Raw genomic sequence first — 22,122 nt, 5'->3', positions numbered from 1 at the left:
CCCCGGCCGCGGGGGCCGGGGTCGTTGCCCGAGGCCGGAGGGTCCGCTTGCCGTTGGTGCCGACGCAGCAGAGCCCGACCACCCCTACACCCCGGGCGTTGGTCGCCCTCCGATGGTCGCTCCCGCCTTTGGTGCCGCTGTTCGTTGGCCACCCCCGCCCCCACCCGACGCCCACCGTTTTTCGCAGACCATTCCACTTCGCGGCAGCTGGTGCGCTTTCGTTGCCGCCAGAAACCCCCGACAAGAACGGCGTAGGGGAGAGGCCTGTGGGCGGCCCCTCCCTACCCCTTAATTCATCATTCCCATTGAGCGTAGGGTGTGGGGTCCGGGATGTGGAGTGTTTAAGGGCATGCCAAAACGCCTACTGGGTGGGATCCCCCCTATTTCCAGGAAACCATCCCCGCCCCACCCCGGGACACCCCCAACCCCCGCCTGTGGAAAACCGCGGACCACGGGCCGAGAGATATGCCAACCGGTGGTTCTCGGACCCGTTCACACCCGCTGCGCGCCGTCCACTCCCACTTCTCACCCGCTCCTCAACCCAAGCCCAGCCCGCGTCGTGGGTCGGGACGGCGGACCGGACACGTTGTCCACAGGGGTCTGCGAGTGTCGCGGGAAAGTCGTAGGCTCAGGAGTCACCACCTGTCCACCGACCCTCCTGGGGGCACCCGAGCCATGGCCGACTCCTTCGCCCATCTGCACGTCCACACCGAGTACTCGATGCTCGACGGGGCCGCCAAACTCAAGCCCCTGTTCAAGGAGGCGGCGCGGCTGGGCATGCCCGCGGTCGCGATGACCGACCACGGCAACATGTTCGGGGCCTACGAGTTCTACCAGCAGTCCAAGGGCACCGGTGTCACCCCGATCATCGGCATCGAGGCCTACGTCGCACCCGAGTCGCGCTTCCACAAGAAGCGGGTCTTCTGGGGGCGGTCCAGCGGCTCCGACGACGCCTCGGCGGAGGGCGGCAAGGACATCTCCGGCGGCGGCCGCTACCTGCACATGACGATGCTGGCACAGAACGAGAAGGGCCTGCGCAACCTGTTCCGGATGTCCTCGCTGGCGTCCATGGAGGGCTACTACATGAAGCCCCGCATGGACCTGGAGCTGATGTCGGAGTACAGCGAGGGCATCATCGTCTCCACCGGCTGCCCCTCGGGCGGTGTGCAGACGCGGCTGCGGCTGGGCCAGGAGAAGGAGGCCGTCGCCTACGCGGCCGGGCTCCAGGACATCTTCGGCAAGGAGAACGTCTTCCTGGAGCTGATGGACCACGGCGTGCCCATCGAGAAGGAGGTCCGCGACGGCCTGCTCAGGGTCGGCCGGGAGCTGGACATCCCGCCGCTGGTGACCAACGACTCCCACTACGTGTACGAGTCCCAGGCCTCGGCGCACGACGCGCTGCTGGCGGTGGGCGTGGGCAAGAACCTGGACGACCCCACCCGCTTCCGGTTCAACGGGTCGGGTTACTACCTCAAGTCCGCGGAGGAGATGCGCGGCATCCTCAACTTCGAGGAGTGGGAGCAGGGGTGCAGGAACACCCTGCTGGTGGCCGAGCGCGTCGATCCGGGCGCCTACGACGCGGTGTTCGCCCACCGCGACCTGATGCCGGTCTTCCCCGTGCCCGAGGGGGAGACCCAGGCCTCCTGGCTGGCCAAGGAGGTCGAGCGGCTCCTGCCCACCCGCTACCCGGACGGGATCAACGGCGAGATCCGCCAGCGGGTCGACTTCGAGCTCGGCATCATCAACGAGATGGGCTTCCCCGCCTACTTCCTCGTGGTCGCCGACATCTGCCAGTACGCGCGCAAGAACGGCATCGCGCTGGGCCCGGGGCGCGGCTCGGCGGCGGGGTCCATGATCGCCTACGTCCTGGGCATCACCGACCTGGACCCGCTGGAGCACGGGCTGCTGTTCGAGCGGTTCCTCAACCCCGAGCGCGTCACCATGCCCGATGTCGACCTGGACTTCGACGAGCGTCGGCGCGGGGAGATGATCGAGTACGTCACCCGCCTGTACGGCGCCGAGCGCGTCGCGCAGATCCTGACCTTCGGCACCATCAAGGCCAAGGCCGCGGTCAAGGACTCCACGCGCATCCTGGGCATGCCCTACTCGGTGGGCGACCAGATCACCAAGGCCTTCCCCGCCGCGGTCGGCGGCAAGGAGATCCCGCTGGAGGCGGTGACCAACACCGAGCACGAGCGCTACGGCGAGACCACCGAGCTGCGCAACCTCATCGACAACGACGCGCAGGTCGCCAAGGTGATGGAGACCGCGCGCGGTATCGAGGGCCTGACCCGCGGCACGGGTGTGCACGCCGCGGGCGTCATCCTGTCCAAGGAACCCCTGCTCGACGTCATCCCGCTGCACAAGCGCGACACCGACGGCGCCATCATCACCGGCTTTCCCTACCCTCAGTGCGAGGACATGGGCCTGCTCAAGATGGACTTCCTGGGCCTGCGCAACCTCACGATCATGGACGACGCGGTCAAGTCCATCAAGGAGGCCGAGGGGATCGACATCGACCTCGGCAAGCTCCCCCTGGACGACAGGAAGACCTACCAGCTCCTCTCGCGCGGCGACACCCTGGGCGTGTTCCAGCTGGACGGCGGCGCGATGCGCAACCTGCTCAAGCGCATGGAGCCCAAGAAGTTCGGCGACATCGCGGCCGTGCTGTCGCTGTACCGGCCCGGTCCGATGGCCGCGAACGCGCACAACGACTACGCCGACCGCTCGAACGGCCGCCAGGAGGTCACCCCGATCCACCCGGAGCTCAAGGACGCTCTGGAGCCGATCCTGGGGGAGACCTTCCACCTGCTCGTCTACCAGGAGCAGATCATGGCCATCGCCCAGCAGCTGGCCGGGTACACCCTGGGCGGCGCCGACCTGATGCGCCGCGCGATGGGCAAGAAGAAGAAGGAGGCCCTGGAGGAGGAGGAGGCCAAGTTCTTCCCCGGGGCCGAGGCCCGCGGCTTCTCCAAGGAGGCCACGCAGGCGCTGTGGGACGTCATGCTGCCCTTCGCCGGGTACGCGTTCAACAAGTCGCACGCCGCCGGGTACGCCCTGGTCTCCTACTGGACCGCCTACCTCAAGGCCAACCACCCCGCCGCCTACATGGCCGCGCTGCTGACCTCGGTCAGCGACGACAAGGACAAGATGGCGGTCTACCTGGCCGAGTGCCGGACCCAGGGCATCAAGGTGCTGCCCCCCGACGTCAACGAGTCGGGTCTGCGCTTCACCCCGGTGGGCAAGGACATCCGCTTCGGCATGGGCGCGGTGCGCAACGTCGGCGCCAACGTCGTCAACTCGATCATCAAGACCCGCACGGAGAAGGGCAAGTTCAGCTCCTTCACCGACTTCCTGTCCAAGATCGAGCTGGCGGCCTGCAACAAGCGCGTCATCGAGTCGCTGATCAAGGCGGGCGGCTTCGACTCGCTCGGCCAGCCCCGCCGTGAGCTGTACCGCCACCACGAGACGGCGGTGGACGGCATGATCAGCTCCAAGAAGCAGGAGGCGCACGGCCAGTTCGACCTGTTCGGCGGCGGTGACGACGGCGACTCCACCCCCATCGGCCTCAACATCAACTGGGGCGACGAGGAGTGGGACCGCAAGACCAAGCTGGCCTTCGAACGGGAGATGCTGGGCCTGTACGTCTCCAGCCACCCGCTGGCCGGTGCCGAGCGGGTGCTGGCCCGCTCGCGTGACACCTCCATCGCCCAGGTCGTGGCGGGTGAGCTGGCCCGCGAACGCGGTGAGGTGCGCATCTCGGGCCTGATCTCCAAGGTGGACAAGCGCACCAACAAGGCGGGCAACCAGTGGGCGATCGCCACGGTCGAGGACCTGGACGCCTCGATGGAGGTGCTGTTCTTCCCCAAGACCTATCCGCTGTACGTGCAGGCCCTGCTGGAGGACACCGCGGTCACCGTCAAGGGCCGGCTCAACGACCGGGACGGCACGTGGTCGATGTTCGCCTCGGAGATGTCGATCCTGGACATCTCGCACGTCACCGAGGGGGAGCCCCCCGTGCTGCTGACGGTCGCGGAGGAGCGCCTCACCCCCGAGCTGGTCGGCGACCTGCGCCAGGTGCTGGCCACGCACAAGGGGGACACCCCCGTGCGGATCCGGGTGGACAACCCGGTCCGGTCGCGGGTCTACGCCGTGGACCGCTACTCGGTGCGGATCTCCCCGGAGTTCAACGGTGAGGTCAAGAGCCTGCTGGGGGCCTTCGCGGTCGACTACTGACCAGTGCCCCCAGGACCTCACGGTCCCCGTGCGCCCTCGGGCGTGCGGGGACCTTTTTCGTGCCCGCTCTTGCCAGGATGAAGTAAGCGATATATCTTTGAGCTATCAGAACAGAGCAGGACAGTCGCTCTGTATCGCACGATCTCCAGGAGGACGACATCATGAGCGCCATGGCGATTCCCGGCCCCTGGTCCTGGGAGGCGCGCGGACCGCGCCGTCCGCGCCTTCCCTGGGGCCGCCAGCCGGAGGAGGAGCGACAGGGGCACCCCGAGCACCCGGGCCACCGCGGTCCGCGACACGGCGGTGGACGGTTCGCGTTCGGCCCGCCCGGCCCGCCTCCGCCCCCGGAGCACCCGATGGGGCCGGGACGGCCACCCTGGGGAGGAGGGCCCTTCGGCCCCGACCACCCCTTCGGCGGCTTCGGCCCCGGCGGTTTCGGGCCGGGCGGGGGGTTCGGCCCGGGAGGCGGCCCCGGCGGCCGACGCCGGGGCGGGCACCGCGCCAAGCGGGGTGACGTGCGCACCGGCATCCTGCTGCTGCTCGCGGAGGAGCCGCGCAGCGGCTACGAGATCATCCGGGAGGGCCGCGAGCGCAGCGGCGGCATGTGGCGGCCCAGCCCTGGCTCGGTCTACCCCATGCTCCAGCAGTTGGAGGACGAGGGTCTGGTCGTCCAGGAGGAGGGCGAGGGGCGCCGACGCCCCTACCGGCTCACCGAGGAGGGCATCGCCCACCTGGAGGAGCACGGCGCCGGGCTCACCCCGCCCTGGGAGGCGGTCGCCGACGCCTACGCCGACAGCCGGTCCCGGTACGAGGAGGTCGCGGCCCTGGCCCACCAGCTCACCGCGGCCGCGGCGCAGGTCGCCCAGGCGGGCAGCGCCGACCAGCTGGAGCGGGCCAAACGGCTCCTGGCCGAGACCCGGCGGGGCCTCTACCTCATCCTCGCCGAGGAGGAAGCGGCCGACAGCGCCTCCGCCGCGGCGGAGGACGACGAGGACTGAGGCGACGGGCGCCGGCCGGTGACGGCGACGACGCAGGGGTGTCCGGGGACGCGAGCGCGTCCCCGGACACCCCTGTCTGTTCGCGCCCCTGTTCGTCGGCGCCCCTGTTCGTCAGGGCCTCCGCCCGTCAGCGCTCCAGCCGGTCGGTGTCCCGGCGCGTCGGCGCCCCGGTCCGAGGGAGCGCGTCCTTCGCCCCGAATCCCCCTGTCACCGGCGCGCGGACCTACTCGCCCGTGGTTCCGTCGGCGAGTTCGCGCAGGACGTCCAGGTGGCCGTTGTGGCGGGCGGTCTCCTCGACCATGTGCACCAGTACCCACCGCAGCGTGGTGTGCCCCTCGCCGCGGTGCGCGCGCCGCGAGCCCGAACCCAGTTCCAGCCGGGCGGTGATCTCCCGGGAACGGGCGCACTGGGCCTCGTACTCCTCCAGGAGCCGGGCCAGGGGGACCTCTGCGCCCCGGCGCCACTCGGCGTCGGGGTCCTCCGGGGTGGCGTAGCCCTCGTCGGGCAGTCCCAGCAGGATCATCTCGAACCAGGCGTGCTCCACCCAGCGCAGATGGGAGACGACCGCGCCCACGCTCATCAGCGGGGACGTCGGCAGGGGAGTGGCGGTGGCGTGTTCGGGGGACAGCCCGGCGCACTTGGCGTGGACCGTGGCGCGGTGCCAGTCCAGCCAACTGGTGAGCATGGTGCGCTCGTCGGCGGCCTTGGGCGGGTCGACACGCTGGAGGCCGGGGACGGCCAGAGGGCTGTTCTTGTCACTCATGCCGGTATTCTCCGTTCCGGCTATGCCCCGTATCCACTGGTTTTCCGCAGGCCGGGACGGGGCGTGGGAGAGTAGGGGAGATGGCGGACCGCAACCGGGGGGAGAGGTCGGCGCCGACACGCCGACTGGTCGTGGGGGCGTGCGTCCTGGGGGTCCTGCTCCTGCTGGGTGCTGTCCTGGGGCCGCTGTGGTGGGGTCTGGCACCGCGCGCGGAGGGCACCGCGCTGGGTGGGGGCGAGGTCTTCACCGGAACCACCGAGGACGTGTTCGCGGGCGAGGGCTGGTTCGCCCTCATCACCGCCCTCACCGGGCTGGCCGCGGGCTACACCGCCTACATGGCCCAGTTCCCGCTGTCGCGCCGCCGCTTCCAGGACCTGCGCATGGTCTGCCTGGTCGCGGGCTTCCTCGGCTCGCTGGGCGGGTCCGTGCTCACCTGGCGCATCGGTGTGGCCCTGGACGGCCCGGCGCACGCCGCCGTCGAGGCGGCCGAGCCCGGCGCCACCGTCCAGACCGGGCTCCAGCTCGACGCGACCGCCTTCCTGCTGATCTGGCCCCTGGTGTTCGTGCTCCAGTACGGGCTGCTCGACGCGATCAGCTTCGTGCGCCGCGACCTGCCCGGCGTGCCCCGGCAGGTGTTCGCGCGGCGGGACCCGGAGGCCGAGGAGCACGCCAAGCCCGCGGCGCCGGTCGGCCCCGGCCCGGACCCGGGTCCGGCGGCCCACCCGGGCCCCGGTGAGCCGGTCCCGGCCGAGCACGACCAGGCGGGGCCGGAGGACCCCCGCGGCCGACCCTGACCAGGCCTCCCGTCTTCAGAACCGGTGGACGGTCTCTTCGTACATGCCGTCGAGCAGGTCGCGGTACTTGTCCTCGACCGCCCGCCGCCGCATCTTCAGGCTGGGCGTCATCTCGCCCTCCTCGACCGTCAGGTCGCTCGGCAGGATCGCGAACCTCTTCACGGTCTCGTGCCGGGGCAGACCACGGTTGAGCTCGTCGACGGCCTCCTGCACCATCTCCCGGACCCTGGGCTCCCGCGTCAGGCCCGTGTAGTTGAGGTGGCCCAGCCCGTGCTCCGCCGCCCAGGCGTCGATCGCCTCGGGGTCCAGGGCCACCAGCGCCACGCAGTAGGGGCGCCGGTCGCCGTGCACGACCAGGTTGCTGACGTAGGGGCACAGCGCCTTGAAGCGGCTCTCGATGCTCTGGGGCGCCACGTACTTGCCGCCGGAGGTCTTGATCAGCTCCTTCTTGCGGTCGGTGATGCGCAGGCGGCCGTTCTCCAGGGCGCCGATGTCCCCGGTGGCGAACCAGCCCTCCGCGGTGAGCACCTCCTCCGTGGCGCCGGAGAGGTTGTGGTAGCCGCGCATCACGCCGCCGCCTCGGATGAGGATCTCGCCGTCCTCGGCGATGCGTACCTCGGTACCGGGCATGGGCAGTCCGACCGTGCCGAACCGCACGTCGCCGGGCCGGTTGACGAACGTCCCGGCGCTGGTCTCGGTGAGCCCGTAACCCTCCAGGATGACGATCCCGGCGCCGTAGAAGAACCGGCCGATCTCGGGGGACAGCGGCGCGCTGCCGGAGATGAAGAACTTCAGCCGCTCCCCGAAGCGCGCCCGCAGCCTGGCGAACACGAGCCTGTCGGCGACCCGGTGCTGCGCGGCGAGCAGGCCCGTGGGTTCGCGGCCCTCCTCCTTGAGCCTGGCGACCCGGTCGCCCACCCCCGCGGCCCACCGGAAGATCCGGTACCTGGCCGCGCCGCCCTCCCGGGCCTGCATGACCACGCGGTTGTACACCTTCTCGAAGATGCGCGGGGCGGCGGCCATGAAGGTGGGCCGCACGACGGCCAGGTTGTCCACGATCCGGTCGGGGCGGCCGTCCACGGCGGTCCGGAAGCCGATTCTCAGCTGGCTGACCTGCATGAGCTTGCCGAACACGTGCGACAGCGGCAGCCACAGGTACTGGACGTCGTCGGGGCCCATCAGGTCCCAGCCCTGCGCGCGCAGCTCGGTGTCCAGGTCCGCCATGGCCTGGGACTCGTAGAGCCAGTTCGCGTGGTCCAGCCGCACGCCCTTGGGTCTGCCCGTGGTGCCGGAGGTGTAGATCAGCGTGGCCAGGTGGTCGGGTGCGACCGCCGCGACCAGCGCCTCGAACAGGTCGGGGTCCTGGGCGTGGAGTTCGGCGCCCCGGGCGGCCAGCTCCTCCAGGGACATCACCCAGTCGTCGTCGCCCCCGGCCGCGCCCTCGAAGGCGATCACCCGCGACAGCCCCGGCATCCGCGCGCGCTGGTCGACCAGCTTGGCGACCTGCTCGTCGTTCTCGGCGAAGGCCACCATGCTGCCCGAGTCGGAGACGATGAAGGCGCAGTCGGGCGGGGTGGAGGAGGGGTAGACGGTGGTGGAGGCGCCGCCCGCGCACAGCACGGCCATGTCGGCGAGGATCCACTCCACGCGCGTGCTGGAGACGATCGCGCACCGGGCCTGGGGGGTCACGCCCAGGTCGTGCAGGCCCAGCGCGATGTCGCGCACCCGGTCGCGGGTCTGGGACCAGGTGAGGGTCTCCCACCTCTCGGGGGCGCCGGACGCGCCGGGGAGGGGGTAGCTGAACGCCTCGGAGTCGGGGGACTCGGCGACGCGGGAGAGGAACATACCGGGGACGGAGGAAAAGGGGGATGAAGTGTTACCCATGTCACGAAACTACCCCTGGGTAGGTAACCCGGCAACAGCCCGTGCACGCCCCCGGAAACGGTCCCCGTCGGGGGTCAGGAGGCGCCGATGGGCGCGGTGACCGCCTCGGTGAGCGTGATCAGGTCACGGGGGTCGAGCTCCATCTGCAGACCCCGCCGCCCGGCCGAGACGTAGACGGTGGGCAGTTCGGTGACCGACGCGTCGATCACGGTGCGCAGGCGCTTGCGCTGGCCCAGGGGGCTGATCCCGCCGCGCACGTACCCGGTGGCCTTCTCGGCCAGTGCCGCGTCGGCCATGGCGGCCCTCTTGCCGCCGACCGCGGCGGCCAGCGCCTTGAGGTCGAGCGTGGTGCTGACGGGCACCACCCCGACGGTGAGCTGTCCGTCCACTTCGGCGATCAGGGTCTTGAAGACGTGCTCGTGGGGGACGCCGAGCGCGTCGGCCGCGTCGGTGCCGTAGGAGTGCCCGTCCGAGGAGCCGTCCACCTCGTAGGGGTGCAGCGTGTACGTGGTCTTGGTCCGTCCGGCGGCCACGGTCGCGGGTGTGGCTTTTGCGCTCATTGGGTACCTGGTTCCTTCTCCGCGCGCGAACGCGCTGGTGCGGGCGTCGCAACAGCCAGGGTCGGGCCCCGGGCACGCCGCACCGGTTCGCACAGCAGGCTAGGCCAACACGGGGCGGGTCGCGCGCAGGCGTGCGGGGAAAGCCGGTGTTTCCTCCGTTGGACACCGGTATCGGGGCCTTCGACCCGGAAAGGGGCCGGCGAACGCGCCGCGCGGCCCCCTAGTTGAACGACACGCCGTTGTTGAGGAAAGGGCCCGCGGGGAGGTTGGGCAGGGTGGGGGCGGCCACGATGCGGTTCTCCCGGCGCAGGAAGCGGGCGGTCACGGCCAGCCGGGTCGCGGCGTCCTCGGCCTCCAGCATCCGCTGCTTCTCCGCCTGGTCCAGGACCGCGGCCGCGGCCACCGCGTAGGACAGCGCGATGGGGTCCTTGGGCAGCTCGGGAGAGGCGTCCGGCGACATCCCGATCGAGGCCAGGCGCTGGGAGTAGGTCCCGAACAGATCGCGCACGCGCTCGGCGTGCTCCTCCACGTCCGGGCCGGTCGGCTCGGGCAGGAAGGCCACCGACGCGGTCGAGTACTCCTCGGGGGAGGAGGCGTCCACCTGCGACAGGTCGGTGATGGAGAACCGCGCGCCGCCCTCGACGACCAGGTCGTAGCGGCCGTCCTCGTAGGTGCGCACGTCGCGCACCAGGGCGGTGCACCCGGTCGCGCTGATCCGGGGCAGCGAGGTGCCCGGCCCTCCCGTGGTGGGGGTCCCGGTGTCGGCGCCGCCGGAGCCCTGGCCGGACTCGGAGGCCACCTCCTGGCCCAGTTCGATCCACACGACGCCGAACCGGAGCGGGCCCCGACCGCGCCCGCCCTCGTCCCCCCGGGTGAAGTCGGGCCCGAGCAGCTCCGCGACCAGGCGGCGGTAGCGCCGCTCGAAGACGTGCAGGGGAACGGTCATACCGGGGAACAGCACGGTGTTCAACGGGAAGATCGGCAGGGCCAAGGGCATGGTTCCAGTATGCCCCTCATGCCGGGAACGCGGGCGCCGAAACCGGCGGCGCGTCCCCGGCCGGTCCCGGCCCCCGCGGCCCGCGGGCCTCGGGGGCCGGGTCACGGGGTCAGGAGACCGACGGGCCGGCGGTGCCGGGCGCGCCCTGGCTGCCGCTGTCCTCGCTGGGCATGTCCCGGGCGACGAAGTCCTCCACGTGGAACAGGTTGCCGTTGGCGCGGTCCACCACGTTGAGGAGGGTCGACATCTTGGCGACCTCCTCGGTCTGCTCCTGGATGAACCACTGGAGGAACTGCTCGCCGGTGTAGTCGTCCTCGTCCCGGGCGACCTTGGCCAGGCGCTGGAACTGGTCGGTCACCTCGCGCTCCTGGCGAAGGGCCAGGGCGACCAGGTCCCGGGGCACGGCGAAATCGGTCTCGATCTCGTCCACGCCCGGAAGGGAGAACGGGACGTCGGTGTCCAGGAGGAACCGCACGATCATCATCGCGTGGTCGCGCTCCTCCAGGGACTGCTCGTAGAAGACCCGCGCCAGCTGGGGCAGGTCGTGGTCGTCGAACCAGGCGGCGATGGCCACGTACTGGTGGGAGGCCGTGAACTCGTGCCGCACCTGGTCGACGAGGAGCCGGTGGAACTTGGAAAGGCCGATATCGCTGCTCTTGTTCGAAGTCATGAGTACACGATAACGCATGGAAAAGCATTTCGCGACATTTATCAGTGTGACTCGAATTTCTTAGGCAAGCCTTTCTGAAGGTTAATAAGGTTAGGTGTCCCAAACTTAGGTCGCACTTATTCGGGCGTAACGCGTTCCACCCCGTCGGCGCCCTCCCGGGCCGGCGCGTACCCGCCGGTGGCGCGTGTGGCGTCCATCATCCGGACGGTGCCGCCCACCGAATGGGCACTTCCCCCTAGACTGGGACCGTGATCAGTCGAATCGACCTCCGAGGCACCCAAGGCGACCCGCGTCAGGCCCTTCCGCGCGCGGAACTGGACGTGGCGGCCGCCGCCGAGCGCGTACGCCCCCTGTGCGAGGACGTGCGCCATCGCGGTGTCGAGGCACTGGTCGAACTCACCGAGCGCTTCGACGGCGTCGGACTGACCGACATCCGCGTGCCCAAGGACGCGATCGAGGCCGCCCTGGACGACCTCGACCCCGCCGTGCGCGCCGCGCTGGAGGAGTCCATCCGCCGCGCCCGCGCGGTCCACCGCGACCAGCGCCGTACCGACCACACCACCCGCGTCGTGCCCGGGGGCACCGTCACCGAGAGGTGGATCCCCGTCGACCGCGTCGGCCTCTACGTGCCGGGCGGTCGGGCCGTCTACCCCTCCAGCGTCGTCATGAACGTCGTCCCCGCCCAGGAGGCGGGGGTGCGCTCCCTGGCGGTCACCTCGCCGCCCCAGAGCGCCTTCGGCGGGCTGCCCCACCCGACCATCCTCGCCGCCTGCGCCCTGCTCGGCGTCGACGAGGTCTACGCCGTCGGCGGAGCCCAGGCGATCGCCATGTTCGCCTACGGCGCGGGCCCCTGCGAGCGCGCCGACATGGTCACCGGCCCCGGCAACATCTGGGTGGCCGCGGCCAAACGCCTGCTCAAGGGCGTCATCGGCATCGACGCCGAGGCCGGTCCCACCGAGATCGCGATCCTCGCCGACGCCACCGCCAACCCCGACTACGTCGCAGCCGACCTGATCAGCCAGGCCGAGCACGACGTCGTCGCCGCCTCCGTCCTGGTCACCCCGGACGAGGCGCTCGCCGAGGCGGTCACCGACCGCCTCGCCGCCCGCGTGGCCGCCACCAAGCACGGCGACCGCGTCCGCGAGGCCCTGTCCGGCCCGCAGTCCGGCATCGTCCTGGTCGACGACCTCGACCACGGCCTCGCCGTCGTCAACGCCTACGCCGCCGAGCACCTGGAGGTCATGACCGCCGACGCCGCCGCGTGGGCCGCGCGCGTGCGCAACGCGGGCGCGATCTTCGTCGGCGACTTCTCGCCGGTCTCCCTGGGCGACTACGCGGCCGGGTCCAACCACGTGCTGCCCACCGGCGGCTGCGCCTGCCACACCGGCGGCCTGAGCGTGCAGACCTTCCTGCGCGGCGTGCACGTGGTCGAGTACGACCGCGAGGCGCTGACCGACGTCGCCCACCACGTCATCGCCCTGGCCAACGCCGAGGACCTGCCCGCGCACGGCGAGGCCGTCGCCGCGCGCACGGACCCGGCCTGAGCCCGAAGGCCACCCGCCCGGCGGGAACCCGGGCGCGCGGGTCCCGCGGCCGCACCGGCCGCGACCCGCACGCCCCGCCCGCCTCCGACCGACCATGAGCGTGCAACCGTGAGCTTCACCCTGAACGACCTGCCCCTGCGCGACGACCTGCGCGGCCGCTCGCCCTACGGCGCTCCGCAGCTGGACGTGCCCGTGGTGCTCAACACCAACGAGAACCCGCACCCGCCCTCGGCGCGTCTGGCCAAGGCGCTGGCCGAGGCGGTCGCCGACACCGCCCTGGGCCTCAACCGCTACCCCGACCGGGACGCGGTCCGCCTGCGCGAGGGCCTGGCCGCCTACCTCGGCCACGGCCTGACCGCCGACCAGGTGTGGGCGGCCAACGGCTCCAACGAGGTCCTCCAGCAGATCCTCCAGGCCTTCGGCGGCCCCGGCCGGTCCGCCATGGGCTTCGAGCCGTCCTACTCCATGCACCCGATCATCTCCCGGGGCACCGGCACCGCCTGGGTGTCCGTGCCGCGCGGAGCCGACTTCCGCGTCGACGTGGACGCCGCCCTGGCCGCCATCGCCGAGCACCAGCCCAGCGTCGTCTTCCTCACCTCGCCCAACAACCCCACCGGTACCGCCCTGGACCTGGCCGACACAGAGCGCGTCCTGGCCGCGGCCCCCGGCGTCGTGGTCGTGGACGAGGCCTACGCCGAGTTCCGCCGCGAGGGCACGCCCAGCGCGCTGAGCCTGCTGTCCGACCACCCCAGGCTCGTCGTCTCGCGCACCATGTCCAAGGCCTTCGCCCTGGCCGGGGCGCGCGTGGGCTACCTGGCCGCCCACCCGGCCGTGGTCGAGGCCCTCCAGCTGGTCCGCCTGCCCTACCACCTGTCCGCCGTCACCCAGACGGTCGCGCTCACCGCGCTCGACCACGCCGACGAACTCCTCGCCGCCGTCGCCGACCTGCGCGCCGAACGCGACTCCCTGGTCTCCTGGCTGCGCGGGCACGGCTTCTCGGTCGCCGAGTCCGACGCCAACTTCGTCCTGTTCGGCGAGTTCGAGGACCGTACCCGCGTCTGGCAGGACATGCTCGACCAGCAGGTCCTCATCCGCGAGACCGGCCCGCCCGGGTGGCTGCGCGTCAGCGTCGGAACCCCGCAGGAGATGGCCGCCTTCCGCCGGGCCCTGCTCAGCGCCACCGGACGCTGAGCCGTGCCCGCCGACCCCGAGACCGCCGCCGGGCCCGGCCCGGCCGGGCCCCGCAACCACCGCACCGAGCGAGGAAGTCCCACCACCATGAGCCGCACCGGACGCGTCGAGCGCACCACCAAGGAAACCAAGGTCCTGGTCGAGATCGACCTGGACGGCACCGGCGTCGCCGACGTCTCCACCGGGGTCGGCTTCTTCGACCACATGCTCGACCAGCTCGCCAAGCACGGCCTGTTCGACCTGACCGTGCGCACCGAGGGCGACCTGCACATCGACTCCCACCACACCATGGAGGACACCGCCCTGGCCCTGGGCGCGGCCTTCCGCGAGGCCCTGGGCGACAAGCGCGGCATCCGCCGCTTCGCCGACGCCAAGGTGCCCCTGGACGAGGCCCTGGCCGAGGTCACCGTCGACGTCTCCGGACGCCCCTACCTGGTGCACAGTGAGCCCGAGGGCATGGCCCCGCTGATCGGCCGCGACTACGACACCACCATGACCCGCCACATCCTGGAGTCGTTCGTGGCCCAGGCCCGCGTCGCCCTGCACGTGCGCGTGCCCTACGGCCGCAACGCCCACCACATCGTCGAGTGCCAGTTCAAGGCGCTGGCCCGCGCCCTGCGCGCGGCCACCGAGGACGACCCGCGCGTCAGCGGCATCCCGTCCACCAAGGGCGCCCTGTAGATGGACGGATACCTGTGGGGGATCGCCCTCATCGTGCTCGGGGGCTTCCTCGCCGGAGGCGCGTACGCCCTGTGGAGGGTCAACCGGCCCCTCGCCGTCGTCCTGGCCGGATGCACGGCGCTCGCGCTGGCCTCCGGCGTACTGCGCCTGGACTACTTCTGAAGGGGAAGGGCAGCACCATGCCGTCACGAGTGGTCGTCTTCGACTACGGCTCCGGCAACCTGCGCTCGGCGCAGCGCGCGATGGAGCGCACCGGAGCCGACGTCACCGTCACCTCCGACCCGCACGCCGCCCTCGACGCGGACGGCCTCGTCGTCCCGGGCGTGGGCGCGTTCAGCGCCTGCATGTCCAGCCTCCGGGCCGCGGGCGGCGACCGGATCATCGGCAGGCGCGTGGCCGGGGGACGCCCGGTCCTGGGCATCTGCGTGGGGATGCAGGTGCTCTTCGACCGGGGGGTGGAGCGCGCCGGCTCCGACACCGAGGCGGGGGAGGAGGTCACCGAGGGCTGCGGCGAGTGGCCCGGCACGGTGGACCGCCTGCGCGCACCGGTCGTTCCGCACATGGGCTGGAACACCGTCCGCCCGCCCGAGGACACCCGGCTCTTCGCCGGGATCGGCCCCGAGGACCGCTTCTACTTCGTGCACTCCTACGCCGTGCGCGAGTGGGAGTTCACGCCCACCAACGAGCGCATCCCGGCGCCCGGGGTGACCTGGGCCGAGCACGGCGAGCCGTTCGTGGCCGCCGTCGAGAACGGACCCCTGTGGGCCACCCAGTTCCACCCGGAGAAGTCCGGCGACACGGGCGCCCGCATCCTGGCCAACTGGGTGGACACCCTCTGACCGGTGTCCGCCGGGGCCGCGCCCGGCCCGCCACCGCTCCCGAAGACCTTCCGACCGACGAGAACGAGATGACTCCATGACCGGCGAGACCACCACCCCCGTACTCGAACTGCTGCCCGCCGTGGACGTGGCGGGCGGCCAGGCCGTCCAGCTCGTCCAGGGCAAGGCGGGCTCCGGCGGGCAGTACGGCGACCCCTTCGAGGCGGCCCTGGCCTGGCAGTCCGCCGGTGCCGAGTGGATCCACCTGGTGGACCTGGACGCCGCGTTCGGCCGCGGCCACAACCGCGACCTGCTGCGCGACATCGTGGGCCGCCTCGACGTCAAGGTCGAGATGTCCGGCGGCATCCGCGACGACGAGTCGCTGGCCGCCGCCCTGTCCACCGGGTGCAGGCGGGTCAACATCGGCACCGCTGCCCTGGAGAACCCGGAGTGGTGCGCCAGGATCATCGCCGAGCACGGCGACCGGATCGCGATCGGCCTGGACGTGCGCGGCACCACCCTGGCCGCGCGCGGCTGGACCCGCGACGGCGGCGACCTCATGCAGACCCTGGAGCGCCTGGAGTCGGAGGGCTGCGCCCGCTACGTCGTCACCGACGTCCAGAAGGACGGCACCCTCAAGGGCCCCAACCTGGACCTGCTGCGCACCGTGTGCGAGCGCACCGACAAGCCGGTGGTGGCCAGCGGAGGCGTCTCCAGCCTGGAGGACCTGCGGGCGATCGCCACGCTGGTGCCGCTGGGCGTGGAGGGCGCCATCATGGGAACCGCGCTGTACGAGGGCGCCTTCACCCTGGAGGACGCCCTGGCCACGGTGCGCGAGTCCGGGAGCGTGCGGCCGTGAGCGTGTCGGTGCGCGTCATCCCCTGCCTGGACGTGGACGCCGGGCGGGTGGTCAAGGGCGTCAACTTCGAGAACCTGCGCGACGCGGGCGACCCGGTGGAGCTGGCGGGCACCTACGACGCCGACGGCGCCGACGAGCTCACCTTCCTCGACGTCACCGCCTCCAGCGGCGACCGCGAGACCACCTACGACGTGGTGCGCCGCACCGCCGACCAGGTGTTCATCCCGCTGACCGTGGGCGGCGGGGTGCGCACCCCCGACGACGTGGACCGGCTGCTGCGCGCGGGCGCGGACAAGGTGGGCGTCAACACCGCCGCCATCGCCCGGCCCGAACTCATCGGGGAGATCGCCGAGCGCTTCGGCCGCCAGGTGCTGGTGCTCTCCGCCGACGTGCGCCGGGTGCGCGAGGACGGGCGGCCGACCCCGAGCGGGTTCGAGGTCACCACGCACGGCGGGCGCCGCAGCGCCGGGGTCGACGCCCTGGAGTGGTGCGAGCGCGCGGCCGAGCTGGGGGCGGGGGAGATCCTGCTCAACTCGATGGACGCCGACGGCACCCGGTCGGGCTTCGACCTGGAGCTGATCCGGGCGGTGCGCTCGCGGGTGGAGGTGCCGCTGATCGCCTCCGGCGGCGCGGGCGCGGTGGAGCACTTCGCCCCGGCCGTGGCGGCGGGAGCGGACGCGGTGCTGGCCGCGACGGTCTTCCACTTCGGGCAGTTCACCATCGCCGACGTCAAGAAGAGCCTGCGCGAGGCGGGCCACCCCGTCCGCTGAGCGGCGCGGGGCCCGGCCCCGGCCGCTTCCAGGCACAGGGCCTCCGCGCGCACGCGAGCGCGCGGGGGCCTTCGGCGTGTCCGATCCCTGTATGTCCGGCCCGCTCGTGTCCGAGCCCCCGTGTTCTGCGGCCCCGCCTCCGGCCGGGACCCGGTTCCGCCCCGTGGCCCGGTACACGCGCACACCGTCGAATCGGTTGGCGCATGTGCTGAGAAAACGGGACAAGGACAGAGAACTATGTCCTTTTGGTGGCATTGGCGTGCATTTTGTGAACGTGATGCGGGTCTCACACATCGAACAGTGTGTAACACCCAACCACCCCGCAGCACCGACCACAGGGACCCCAGGGGAAGGAACCTCTCCATGTCCACCACCACCGGGCGGGCCGCCTCCCTCCTCGCGGCCGCCGCCCTCGCCGCGACCACCGCCCTCGCCACCGCGCCCGCCGCCCTGGCGGACGACCTCGACCAGACCTCCCCCGAGGTCCTCGCCGCCATCGAGTCCCAGGTCTGGCCCGAGTACACCCTCGGCGACTCCAGCATCGACGTCTACGCCGCCAAGATGCTGCTCTCCTCGGGTGAGATCAACCCCGGCGAGCTCAACCTGGAGTTCGACCAGGACCTGCACGACACCCTCGTCACCTACCAGGAGGCCTTCGGCCTGCACAACGACGGCGACCTCAACCCCGACACCTGGGAGCACTTCCAGGAGCTGGTCTTCGGCCAGCACCAGTTCCGCCGCGGAGACACCGGCCCGGTCGTCACCATGATCCAGCGCGAGCTCAACGCCAAGTTCAACGCCCACCTGGCCACCGACGGCGTCTACGGACCCGCCACCGAGCGGGCCGTCCGCGCCGCCCAGGAGCACTTCGGCATCGGCGTCGACGGGATCTTCGGGCCCGTCTCCTTCCACGCCGTGATCAGCTACCAGGACTACGCCCGCTGACCGGCCCCGCGGCGCCCCGGTGACCGCGACCGGGACGCGCCCCTCCCGGCGGCGCCCGGGCCCACCCTCTCGGGGCCCGGGCACCGCCGCGCGCGACCGCCCCGCACCCCCCCGCCCCCGCCCGCGACCGGAACCGGCCCCGCCACACCCCGAACCGGACGGAATAGCCCCGTCGCGCCGCGCGCTGAAACAATCCGGTGGAACCTTGTCGGTGCCGCTGGATAGGTTGACACGACACGCGCACGTCCGCGCCCTCCGGCATGCCCGGGGGCCGCCGCGCGCGTGTCGGGCTGCGCCGGGCCTGCCCGGCCACGGAGGAGAACGGGGGGCGTATGGCGCGGGGTACGAGCACCAGGGAACCGGGGAACGAGGAGGGAACGGCGCCGCCCGGAGCCGCCGACGGACCGGGAGCACGCCAGGGAACCGACGCCGCCGAGCACACCGGGGTCTTCACCCGCGGCATGCGGGTGCTGTGGGTCGCCGCCCGCACCGAACCGTGGGTCTTCCTCGCCGCCGTCATCGGGGCCATGCTGCACGCCGCCGTCAACGTCGGCTCCGCCTCGGTCCTGGGCCACCTCACCGACGCCACCATCCTCCCCGCCTTCGAACAGGGCAGCACCACCGCCGCCGCCCTCGTCGGCGCCGCCGCGCTCCTCATGGGCGTGGGACTGGGCAAGGCCACCGGCATCGCCATGCGCCGCATGCTCGCCGCGCTCATGCAGTTCCGCATGCAGGCCCGCTACCGCCGCGCCGTCGCCCGCAAGTACCTCGAACTGCCCCTGTCCTGGCACCACCGCCACCCCACCGGACAGCTGCTGTCCAACGCCAACGCCGACGTCGAGGCCGCCTGGCAGCCGCTCGCCCCGCTGCCCATGGCCGTCGGCAGCGTGTTCATGCTGGTCATCGCGGCCATCGCCATGCTCACCACCGACCCGGTCCTGGCCCTGGTCGCCTTCGTCGTCTTCCCGGTCCTGGCCGCCGCCAACGTCGTCTTCCAACGGCGCGTCTCACCCATGGCCTCGCGCGCCCAGGCGCTGCGCGCCGAGGTCAGCGGCGTCGCCCACGAGTCCTTCGACGGCGCACTCGTCGTCAAGACCCTGGGCCGCGAGGACACCGAGACCGAGCGCTTCACCTCCGCCGCCCACCGCCTGCGCGACGCGCTCATCCAGGTCGGCCGGATGCGCTCGATGTTCGACCCGGTCATGGAGGCCCTGCCCAACTTCGGCGTGCTCGCCGTCCTGCTCCTGGGCATGTGGCGGCTGTCCACCGGCGCCATCGACGCCGGGGACCTGGTCCAGATCGCCTTCCTGTTCACCCTCCTGGCCCTGCCCATCCGCTCCTTCGGGTGGATCCTGGGCGACCTGCCCCGCAGCGTCGTGGGCTGGGACCGCGTCCAGTCCGTACTCAACTCCGGCGGCGCCATGGAGTACGGCACCCGCACCCTGGAGGACACCCCCACCGGCATCGCCCTGAGCGCCCGCGGCGTGACCTTCTCCTACGCCGACTCCTACGACGCGCAAGGCGGCGCGCGCGACCTCATGGACGGCGGCGCCGACACCGCGCCGCGCACCACCGTCCTCAACGGCGTGGACCTGGACATCGCCCCCGGACGCACCGTCGCACTGGTCGGCCCCACCGGGTCGGGCAAGTCCACGCTCACCACCGTCCTCATGCGCTTGGTCGACGCCGACACGGGCACCGTCACCCTCGACGGCGTCGACGTGCGCGACCTGGCCCGCGACCAGATCCCCCGGCACGCGGCCCTGGTGCCCCAGGGCACCTTCGTGTTCGAGGACAGCGTCCGCGACAACATCACCCTGGGCGCCGACGCCGACGACGACCAGGTCTGGGCCGCCCTGCGCCTGGCCCGCGCCGACGGCTTCGTCCGCGAGCTGGAGGGCGGACTCGACGCCCGGCTCGGCGAGAAGGGCACCACCCTCTCCGGAGGGCAGCGCCAGCGCCTGGCCCTGGCCCGCGCGATCGTGCGCCGCCCGAGGCTGCTCATCATGGACGACGCCACCTCGGCCGTGGACCCCCAGATCGAGGCGCAGATCCTGGCGGGCCTGCGCGAACGCGACGACGCCGCCACCGTGGTCGTGGTCGCCTACCGCCGCGCCACCATCGAACTCGCCGACGAGGTCGTCTACATGGAACGCGGACGCGTGCTGGCCCGCGGCACCCACGAGGAACTGCTCACCACCTCGCCCGGCTACACCAGGCTCGTCACCGCCTACGAGCGCGCCTCCGCCGAGGGGCAGGCCGAGACAGACCCGCTGCCCGAGGAACCCGGCCCCCTCGAACCCGCCCGCCCCACCCGTGACGACGCCGCCGAGGAGGCCACCCGATGAGCGCGCCCACCCGCGACGAGCAGCGAGAGCGGGAGGGGGAGGAGCGGCCCGGCCGCGCCCCCGACGACCCGGCCGTGTCGCTGCACCGCTCCTCCGAGGGAGCGATGGACACGCTCAGGCGCGGCCTGCGGCTCTCCCCGGAGTTCGCCCGCGGCCTGTGGCTCACCCTGGTCTTCGCCGTCGTGGCCACCTCCGGCAAGGTCATCGTGCCCATCGCCGTCCAGCAGATCATCGACAACGGGCTGACCGGCGCGAACGGCCCCGACCTGGGCTTCGTCACCCGCATGGTGACCGTCTGCGCCGCCCTGCTCGTGGTCACCATGATCTGCTCCTACCTGATGAACGTGCGCCTGTACCGGGCCACCGAGTCCGGCCTGGCCACACTGCGCCGCAAGGCCTTCCGGCACGTGCACGACCTGTCCGTGCTCACCCAGAACAGCGAGCGCAAGGGCGCCCTGGTCTCGCGCGTCACCAGCGACGTCGACCAGATCAGCACCTTCATGCAGTGGGGCGGCCTGCTCCTGCTGGTCAGCAGCGGCCAGCTCCTGGTCGCCACCGTCCTGATGGCGGTCTACTCCTGGCAGCTCACCCTCGTGGTGTGGATCTGCTTCCTGCCGCTGCTGTTCGGCGTGCGCTGGCTCCAGAAGCTGCTCTCCAAGGCCTACCTCACGGTCCGGGAGAACACCGGCGACATGCTCGGCGTCATCGGCGAGACCGTCATGGGCGCCTCCGTCATCCGCGCCCACGGCACCGAGGGGCGCACCGCCGAGCGCATCGACACCACCGTCCTGACCACGCGCCGCTCCCAGATCCGCGCCCAGCGGCTGTCCATGGCGGTCTCGCCCTTCGCCGAGATCATCGCGGCCCTGGGCAACACCGCCGTCGTCCTCATCGGCGTCTGGCTCGGCCTGGACGGCGGGCTGACCGCCGGGCAGCTCATCGCCTTCCTGTTCCTGATGACCCTGTTCATCCAGCCGATGATGATGGCCACCGAGATCTTCAACGAGGCCCAGAACGCCATCGCGGGCTGGCGCCGCGTCCTGGGCGTGCTCGACACCGTCCCCGACATCGCCGACCCCGGCGAGGCGGGCCGGGTGCTGCCGCGCGGACCGGTCCGGGTCTCCTTCGACGGGGTGACCTACTCCTACCCCGAGGGCCCCGTCGTCCTCGACGACGTCAGCGTCGAGATCACCCCCGGCACCCGCGTGGCCGTGGTGGGCGAGACCGGCTCGGGCAAGACCACCTTCGTCAAACTGCTCACCCGCCTCATGGACCCTGCCCAGGGCACCGTCCGGCTCGACGGCGTCGACCTGCGCGAGGTGGCCTTCTCCTCCCTGCGCAGCCGCGTGGTGATGGTCCCGCAGGAGGGCTTCCTCTTCGACAGCTCCCTGGGCGACAACATCCGCTTCGCCCGCCCCGAGAGCACCGACGCCGAACTGGAGGCCGCCGTCACCGAACTGGGGCTGACCGAGTGGCTCGACAGCCTCGCCCACGGACTCGACACCCCCGTGGGCCAGCGCGGGGAGTCGCTCTCGGCGGGGGAGCGGCAGCTCGTCGCCCTGGTGCGCGCCTACATCGCCGACCCCGACCTGCTGGTACTGGACGAGGCCACCTCGGCGGTGGACCCGCACACCGAGGTGCGCATCCAGCGCGCCCTGGACCGGCTCACCCGCGGACGCACCTCCGTGGCCATCGCGCACCGGCTCTCCACCGCCGAGGCCGCCGACCGGGTCCTCGTCTTCGACGACGGGCGCATCGTGCAGAGCGGCTCGCACACCGAACTGGTGGACAGGCCCGGCGTGTACGCCGACCTGTACGCCTCCTGGGTGCGCTCCTCGGCCTGACCGGGGCCGTCCACAGGCCAGCGGAAGGGGGTGCGCCCGCACGGCCGCCGGGCTAGCGTTGATCCGGGGGCGCCGTGTCCGTCCCGACGGCGGGGGGCGGCCCCCTGATCCATTCTCCCCGGACCGACCGAACCCGGGCAACGCCCCGGCCGGGCCTGTGGACGCCCGCCGCCGACCGCCGAGAGCGTCACCGGCCGCGGTCGGCGGACGCACGGCCCGC

Annotated in this window: 18 protein-coding genes; 13 read left to right on the top strand and 5 right to left on the bottom strand. The window is 72.0% G+C overall.

Annotated elements, in window-relative coordinates; genetic code table 11:
* Nucleotides 1-675: 675 nt before the first annotated feature.
* Together dnaE and G011_RS0125795 are read left to right on the top strand one after the other, a co-directional pair.
* Entirely contained in the window at nucleotides 676-4,236 is a 3,561-nt protein-coding gene (gene dnaE, locus G011_RS0125800; RefSeq protein WP_019610988.1) for a DNA polymerase III subunit alpha, read from the top strand.
* A gap of 161 nt (nucleotides 4,237-4,397) precedes the next feature.
* Nucleotides 4,398-5,234 (top strand): PadR family transcriptional regulator, encoded by an 837-nt coding sequence (locus tag G011_RS0125795; protein ID WP_026338666.1) that lies wholly within the window; start codon nucleotides 4,398-4,400, stop codon nucleotides 5,232-5,234.
* A 223-nt stretch (nucleotides 5,235-5,457) separates the two neighbouring features.
* Here G011_RS0125795 and G011_RS0125790 read toward each other — a convergent pair whose 3' ends face one another.
* A complete protein-coding gene (locus G011_RS0125790; RefSeq protein WP_019610986.1) occupies nucleotides 5,458-5,997 on the bottom strand; it encodes a DinB family protein in 540 nt (179 codons plus the stop codon).
* A gap of 80 nt (nucleotides 5,998-6,077) precedes the next feature.
* Between G011_RS0125790 and G011_RS0125785 the strand changes: the two genes are divergently transcribed.
* A complete protein-coding gene (locus tag G011_RS0125785; protein WP_019610985.1) occupies nucleotides 6,078-6,791 on the top strand; it encodes a hypothetical protein in 714 nt (237 codons plus the stop codon).
* 15 nt (nucleotides 6,792-6,806) lie between these two features.
* On the opposite strand, the gene G011_RS0125780 is transcribed toward G011_RS0125785, so the two are convergent.
* From G011_RS0125780 to G011_RS0125765, 4 genes are all read right to left on the bottom strand, one after another.
* Nucleotides 6,807-8,675 carry a long-chain fatty acid--CoA ligase gene (locus G011_RS0125780; protein ID WP_026338665.1) on the bottom strand — a complete coding sequence of 623 codons (1,869 nt, stop codon included), beginning with the start codon at nucleotides 8,673-8,675 and terminating at the stop codon, nucleotides 6,807-6,809.
* Between the two features lie 74 nt (nucleotides 8,676-8,749).
* Entirely contained in the window at nucleotides 8,750-9,235 is a 486-nt protein-coding gene (gene ybaK, locus G011_RS0125775) for a Cys-tRNA(Pro) deacylase (protein ID WP_081643031.1), read from the bottom strand.
* A gap of 220 nt (nucleotides 9,236-9,455) precedes the next feature.
* Nucleotides 9,456-10,232: an LON peptidase substrate-binding domain-containing protein gene (locus G011_RS0125770; RefSeq protein WP_026338664.1), complete on the bottom strand. Its 777-nt coding sequence runs from the start codon at nucleotides 10,230-10,232 to the stop codon at nucleotides 9,456-9,458.
* Nucleotides 10,233-10,341: 109 nt separating this feature from the next.
* Nucleotides 10,342-10,902 carry a ferritin gene (locus G011_RS0125765; RefSeq protein WP_019610981.1) on the bottom strand — a complete coding sequence of 187 codons (561 nt, stop codon included), beginning with the start codon at nucleotides 10,900-10,902 and terminating at the stop codon, nucleotides 10,342-10,344.
* 248 nt (nucleotides 10,903-11,150) lie between these two features.
* Here G011_RS0125765 and hisD point away from each other — a divergent pair, with 248 nt between their 5' ends.
* The 10 genes from hisD (at nucleotide 11,151) to G011_RS0125710 (ending at nucleotide 21,902) form a co-directional block, all read left to right on the top strand.
* Complete coding sequence (gene hisD / locus G011_RS0125755; RefSeq protein WP_155979840.1) at nucleotides 11,151-12,446, top strand: histidinol dehydrogenase; 1,296 nt, start codon at nucleotides 11,151-11,153, stop codon at nucleotides 12,444-12,446.
* Between the two features lie 108 nt (nucleotides 12,447-12,554).
* Complete coding sequence (locus G011_RS0125750; protein ID WP_019610978.1) at nucleotides 12,555-13,637, top strand: histidinol-phosphate transaminase; 1,083 nt, start codon at nucleotides 12,555-12,557, stop codon at nucleotides 13,635-13,637.
* Between the two features lie 87 nt (nucleotides 13,638-13,724).
* Nucleotides 13,725-14,318: an imidazoleglycerol-phosphate dehydratase HisB gene (gene hisB, locus G011_RS0125745; protein ID WP_026338663.1), complete on the top strand. Its 594-nt coding sequence runs from the start codon at nucleotides 13,725-13,727 to the stop codon at nucleotides 14,316-14,318.
* On the top strand, nucleotides 14,319-14,480 hold the full coding sequence (locus G011_RS32215) for a hypothetical protein (protein WP_013154204.1): 162 nt from the start codon (nucleotides 14,319-14,321) through the stop codon (nucleotides 14,478-14,480).
* Between the two features lie 17 nt (nucleotides 14,481-14,497).
* On the top strand, nucleotides 14,498-15,157 hold the full coding sequence (gene hisH / locus G011_RS0125735) for an imidazole glycerol phosphate synthase subunit HisH (RefSeq protein WP_036553112.1): 660 nt from the start codon (nucleotides 14,498-14,500) through the stop codon (nucleotides 15,155-15,157).
* A 76-nt stretch (nucleotides 15,158-15,233) separates the two neighbouring features.
* Nucleotides 15,234-15,995 carry a bifunctional 1-(5-phosphoribosyl)-5-((5-phosphoribosylamino)methylideneamino)imidazole-4-carboxamide isomerase/phosphoribosylanthranilate isomerase PriA gene (gene priA / locus G011_RS0125730; protein WP_013154202.1) on the top strand — a complete coding sequence of 254 codons (762 nt, stop codon included), beginning with the start codon at nucleotides 15,234-15,236 and terminating at the stop codon, nucleotides 15,993-15,995.
* A complete protein-coding gene (hisF, locus tag G011_RS0125725) occupies nucleotides 15,992-16,765 on the top strand; it encodes an imidazole glycerol phosphate synthase subunit HisF (protein ID WP_019610975.1) in 774 nt (257 codons plus the stop codon). Before priA ends, hisF begins: the two co-directional genes overlap by 4 nt.
* A 363-nt stretch (nucleotides 16,766-17,128) precedes the next feature.
* A complete protein-coding gene (locus G011_RS0125720) occupies nucleotides 17,129-17,710 on the top strand; it encodes a peptidoglycan-binding domain-containing protein (protein WP_019610974.1) in 582 nt (193 codons plus the stop codon).
* A gap of 332 nt (nucleotides 17,711-18,042) precedes the next feature.
* Nucleotides 18,043-20,058, top strand: a complete 2,016-nt coding sequence (locus tag G011_RS0125715; protein WP_019610973.1) for an ABC transporter ATP-binding protein — start codon at nucleotides 18,043-18,045, stop codon at nucleotides 20,056-20,058.
* The gene (locus tag G011_RS0125710; protein ID WP_019610972.1) at nucleotides 20,055-21,902 is read left to right on the top strand and encodes an ABC transporter ATP-binding protein; all 1,848 of its coding nucleotides are present in this window, start codon (nucleotides 20,055-20,057) and stop codon (nucleotides 21,900-21,902) included. The genes G011_RS0125715 and G011_RS0125710 overlap by 4 nt, the downstream gene beginning before the upstream one ends.
* Nucleotides 21,903-22,122 lie beyond the last annotated feature (220 nt).

Origin of the sequence: Nocardiopsis sp. CNS-639, from assembly GCF_000381685.1 — a bacterium.
In the GTDB taxonomy this organism is placed as follows: domain Bacteria; phylum Actinomycetota; class Actinomycetes; order Streptosporangiales; family Streptosporangiaceae; genus Nocardiopsis; species Nocardiopsis dassonvillei.
The sequence above is the reverse complement of the archived record's forward strand: the minus strand, read 5'-3'. Positions and strand labels throughout refer to the sequence as shown.

Excerpts from the sequence above, each read along its gene's own strand:
- dnaE (WP_019610988.1), top strand. The coding sequence starts at position 676 with ATGGCCGACTCCTTCGCCCATCTGCACGTCCACACCGAGTACTCGATG.
- G011_RS0125795 (WP_026338666.1), top strand. The coding sequence starts at position 4,398 with ATGAGCGCCATGGCGATTCCCGGCCCCTGGTCCTGGGAGGCGCGCGGA.
- G011_RS0125790 (WP_019610986.1), bottom strand. The coding sequence starts at position 5,997 with ATGAGTGACAAGAACAGCCCTCTGGCCGTCCCCGGCCTCCAGCGTGTC.
- G011_RS0125785 (WP_019610985.1), top strand. The coding sequence starts at position 6,078 with ATGGCGGACCGCAACCGGGGGGAGAGGTCGGCGCCGACACGCCGACTG.
- G011_RS0125780 (WP_026338665.1), bottom strand. The coding sequence starts at position 8,675 with ATGGGTAACACTTCATCCCCCTTTTCCTCCGTCCCCGGTATGTTCCTC.
- ybaK (WP_081643031.1), bottom strand. The coding sequence starts at position 9,235 with ATGAGCGCAAAAGCCACACCCGCGACCGTGGCCGCCGGACGGACCAAG.
- G011_RS0125770 (WP_026338664.1), bottom strand. The coding sequence starts at position 10,232 with ATGCCCTTGGCCCTGCCGATCTTCCCGTTGAACACCGTGCTGTTCCCC.
- G011_RS0125765 (WP_019610981.1), bottom strand. The coding sequence starts at position 10,902 with ATGACTTCGAACAAGAGCAGCGATATCGGCCTTTCCAAGTTCCACCGG.
- hisB (WP_026338663.1), top strand. The coding sequence starts at position 13,725 with ATGAGCCGCACCGGACGCGTCGAGCGCACCACCAAGGAAACCAAGGTC.
- G011_RS32215 (WP_013154204.1), top strand. The coding sequence starts at position 14,319 with ATGGACGGATACCTGTGGGGGATCGCCCTCATCGTGCTCGGGGGCTTC.
- hisH (WP_036553112.1), top strand. The coding sequence starts at position 14,498 with ATGCCGTCACGAGTGGTCGTCTTCGACTACGGCTCCGGCAACCTGCGC.
- priA (WP_013154202.1), top strand. The coding sequence starts at position 15,234 with ATGACCGGCGAGACCACCACCCCCGTACTCGAACTGCTGCCCGCCGTG.
- G011_RS0125720 (WP_019610974.1), top strand. The coding sequence starts at position 17,129 with ATGTCCACCACCACCGGGCGGGCCGCCTCCCTCCTCGCGGCCGCCGCC.
- G011_RS0125715 (WP_019610973.1), top strand. The coding sequence starts at position 18,043 with ATGGCGCGGGGTACGAGCACCAGGGAACCGGGGAACGAGGAGGGAACG.
- G011_RS0125710 (WP_019610972.1), top strand. The coding sequence starts at position 20,055 with ATGAGCGCGCCCACCCGCGACGAGCAGCGAGAGCGGGAGGGGGAGGAG.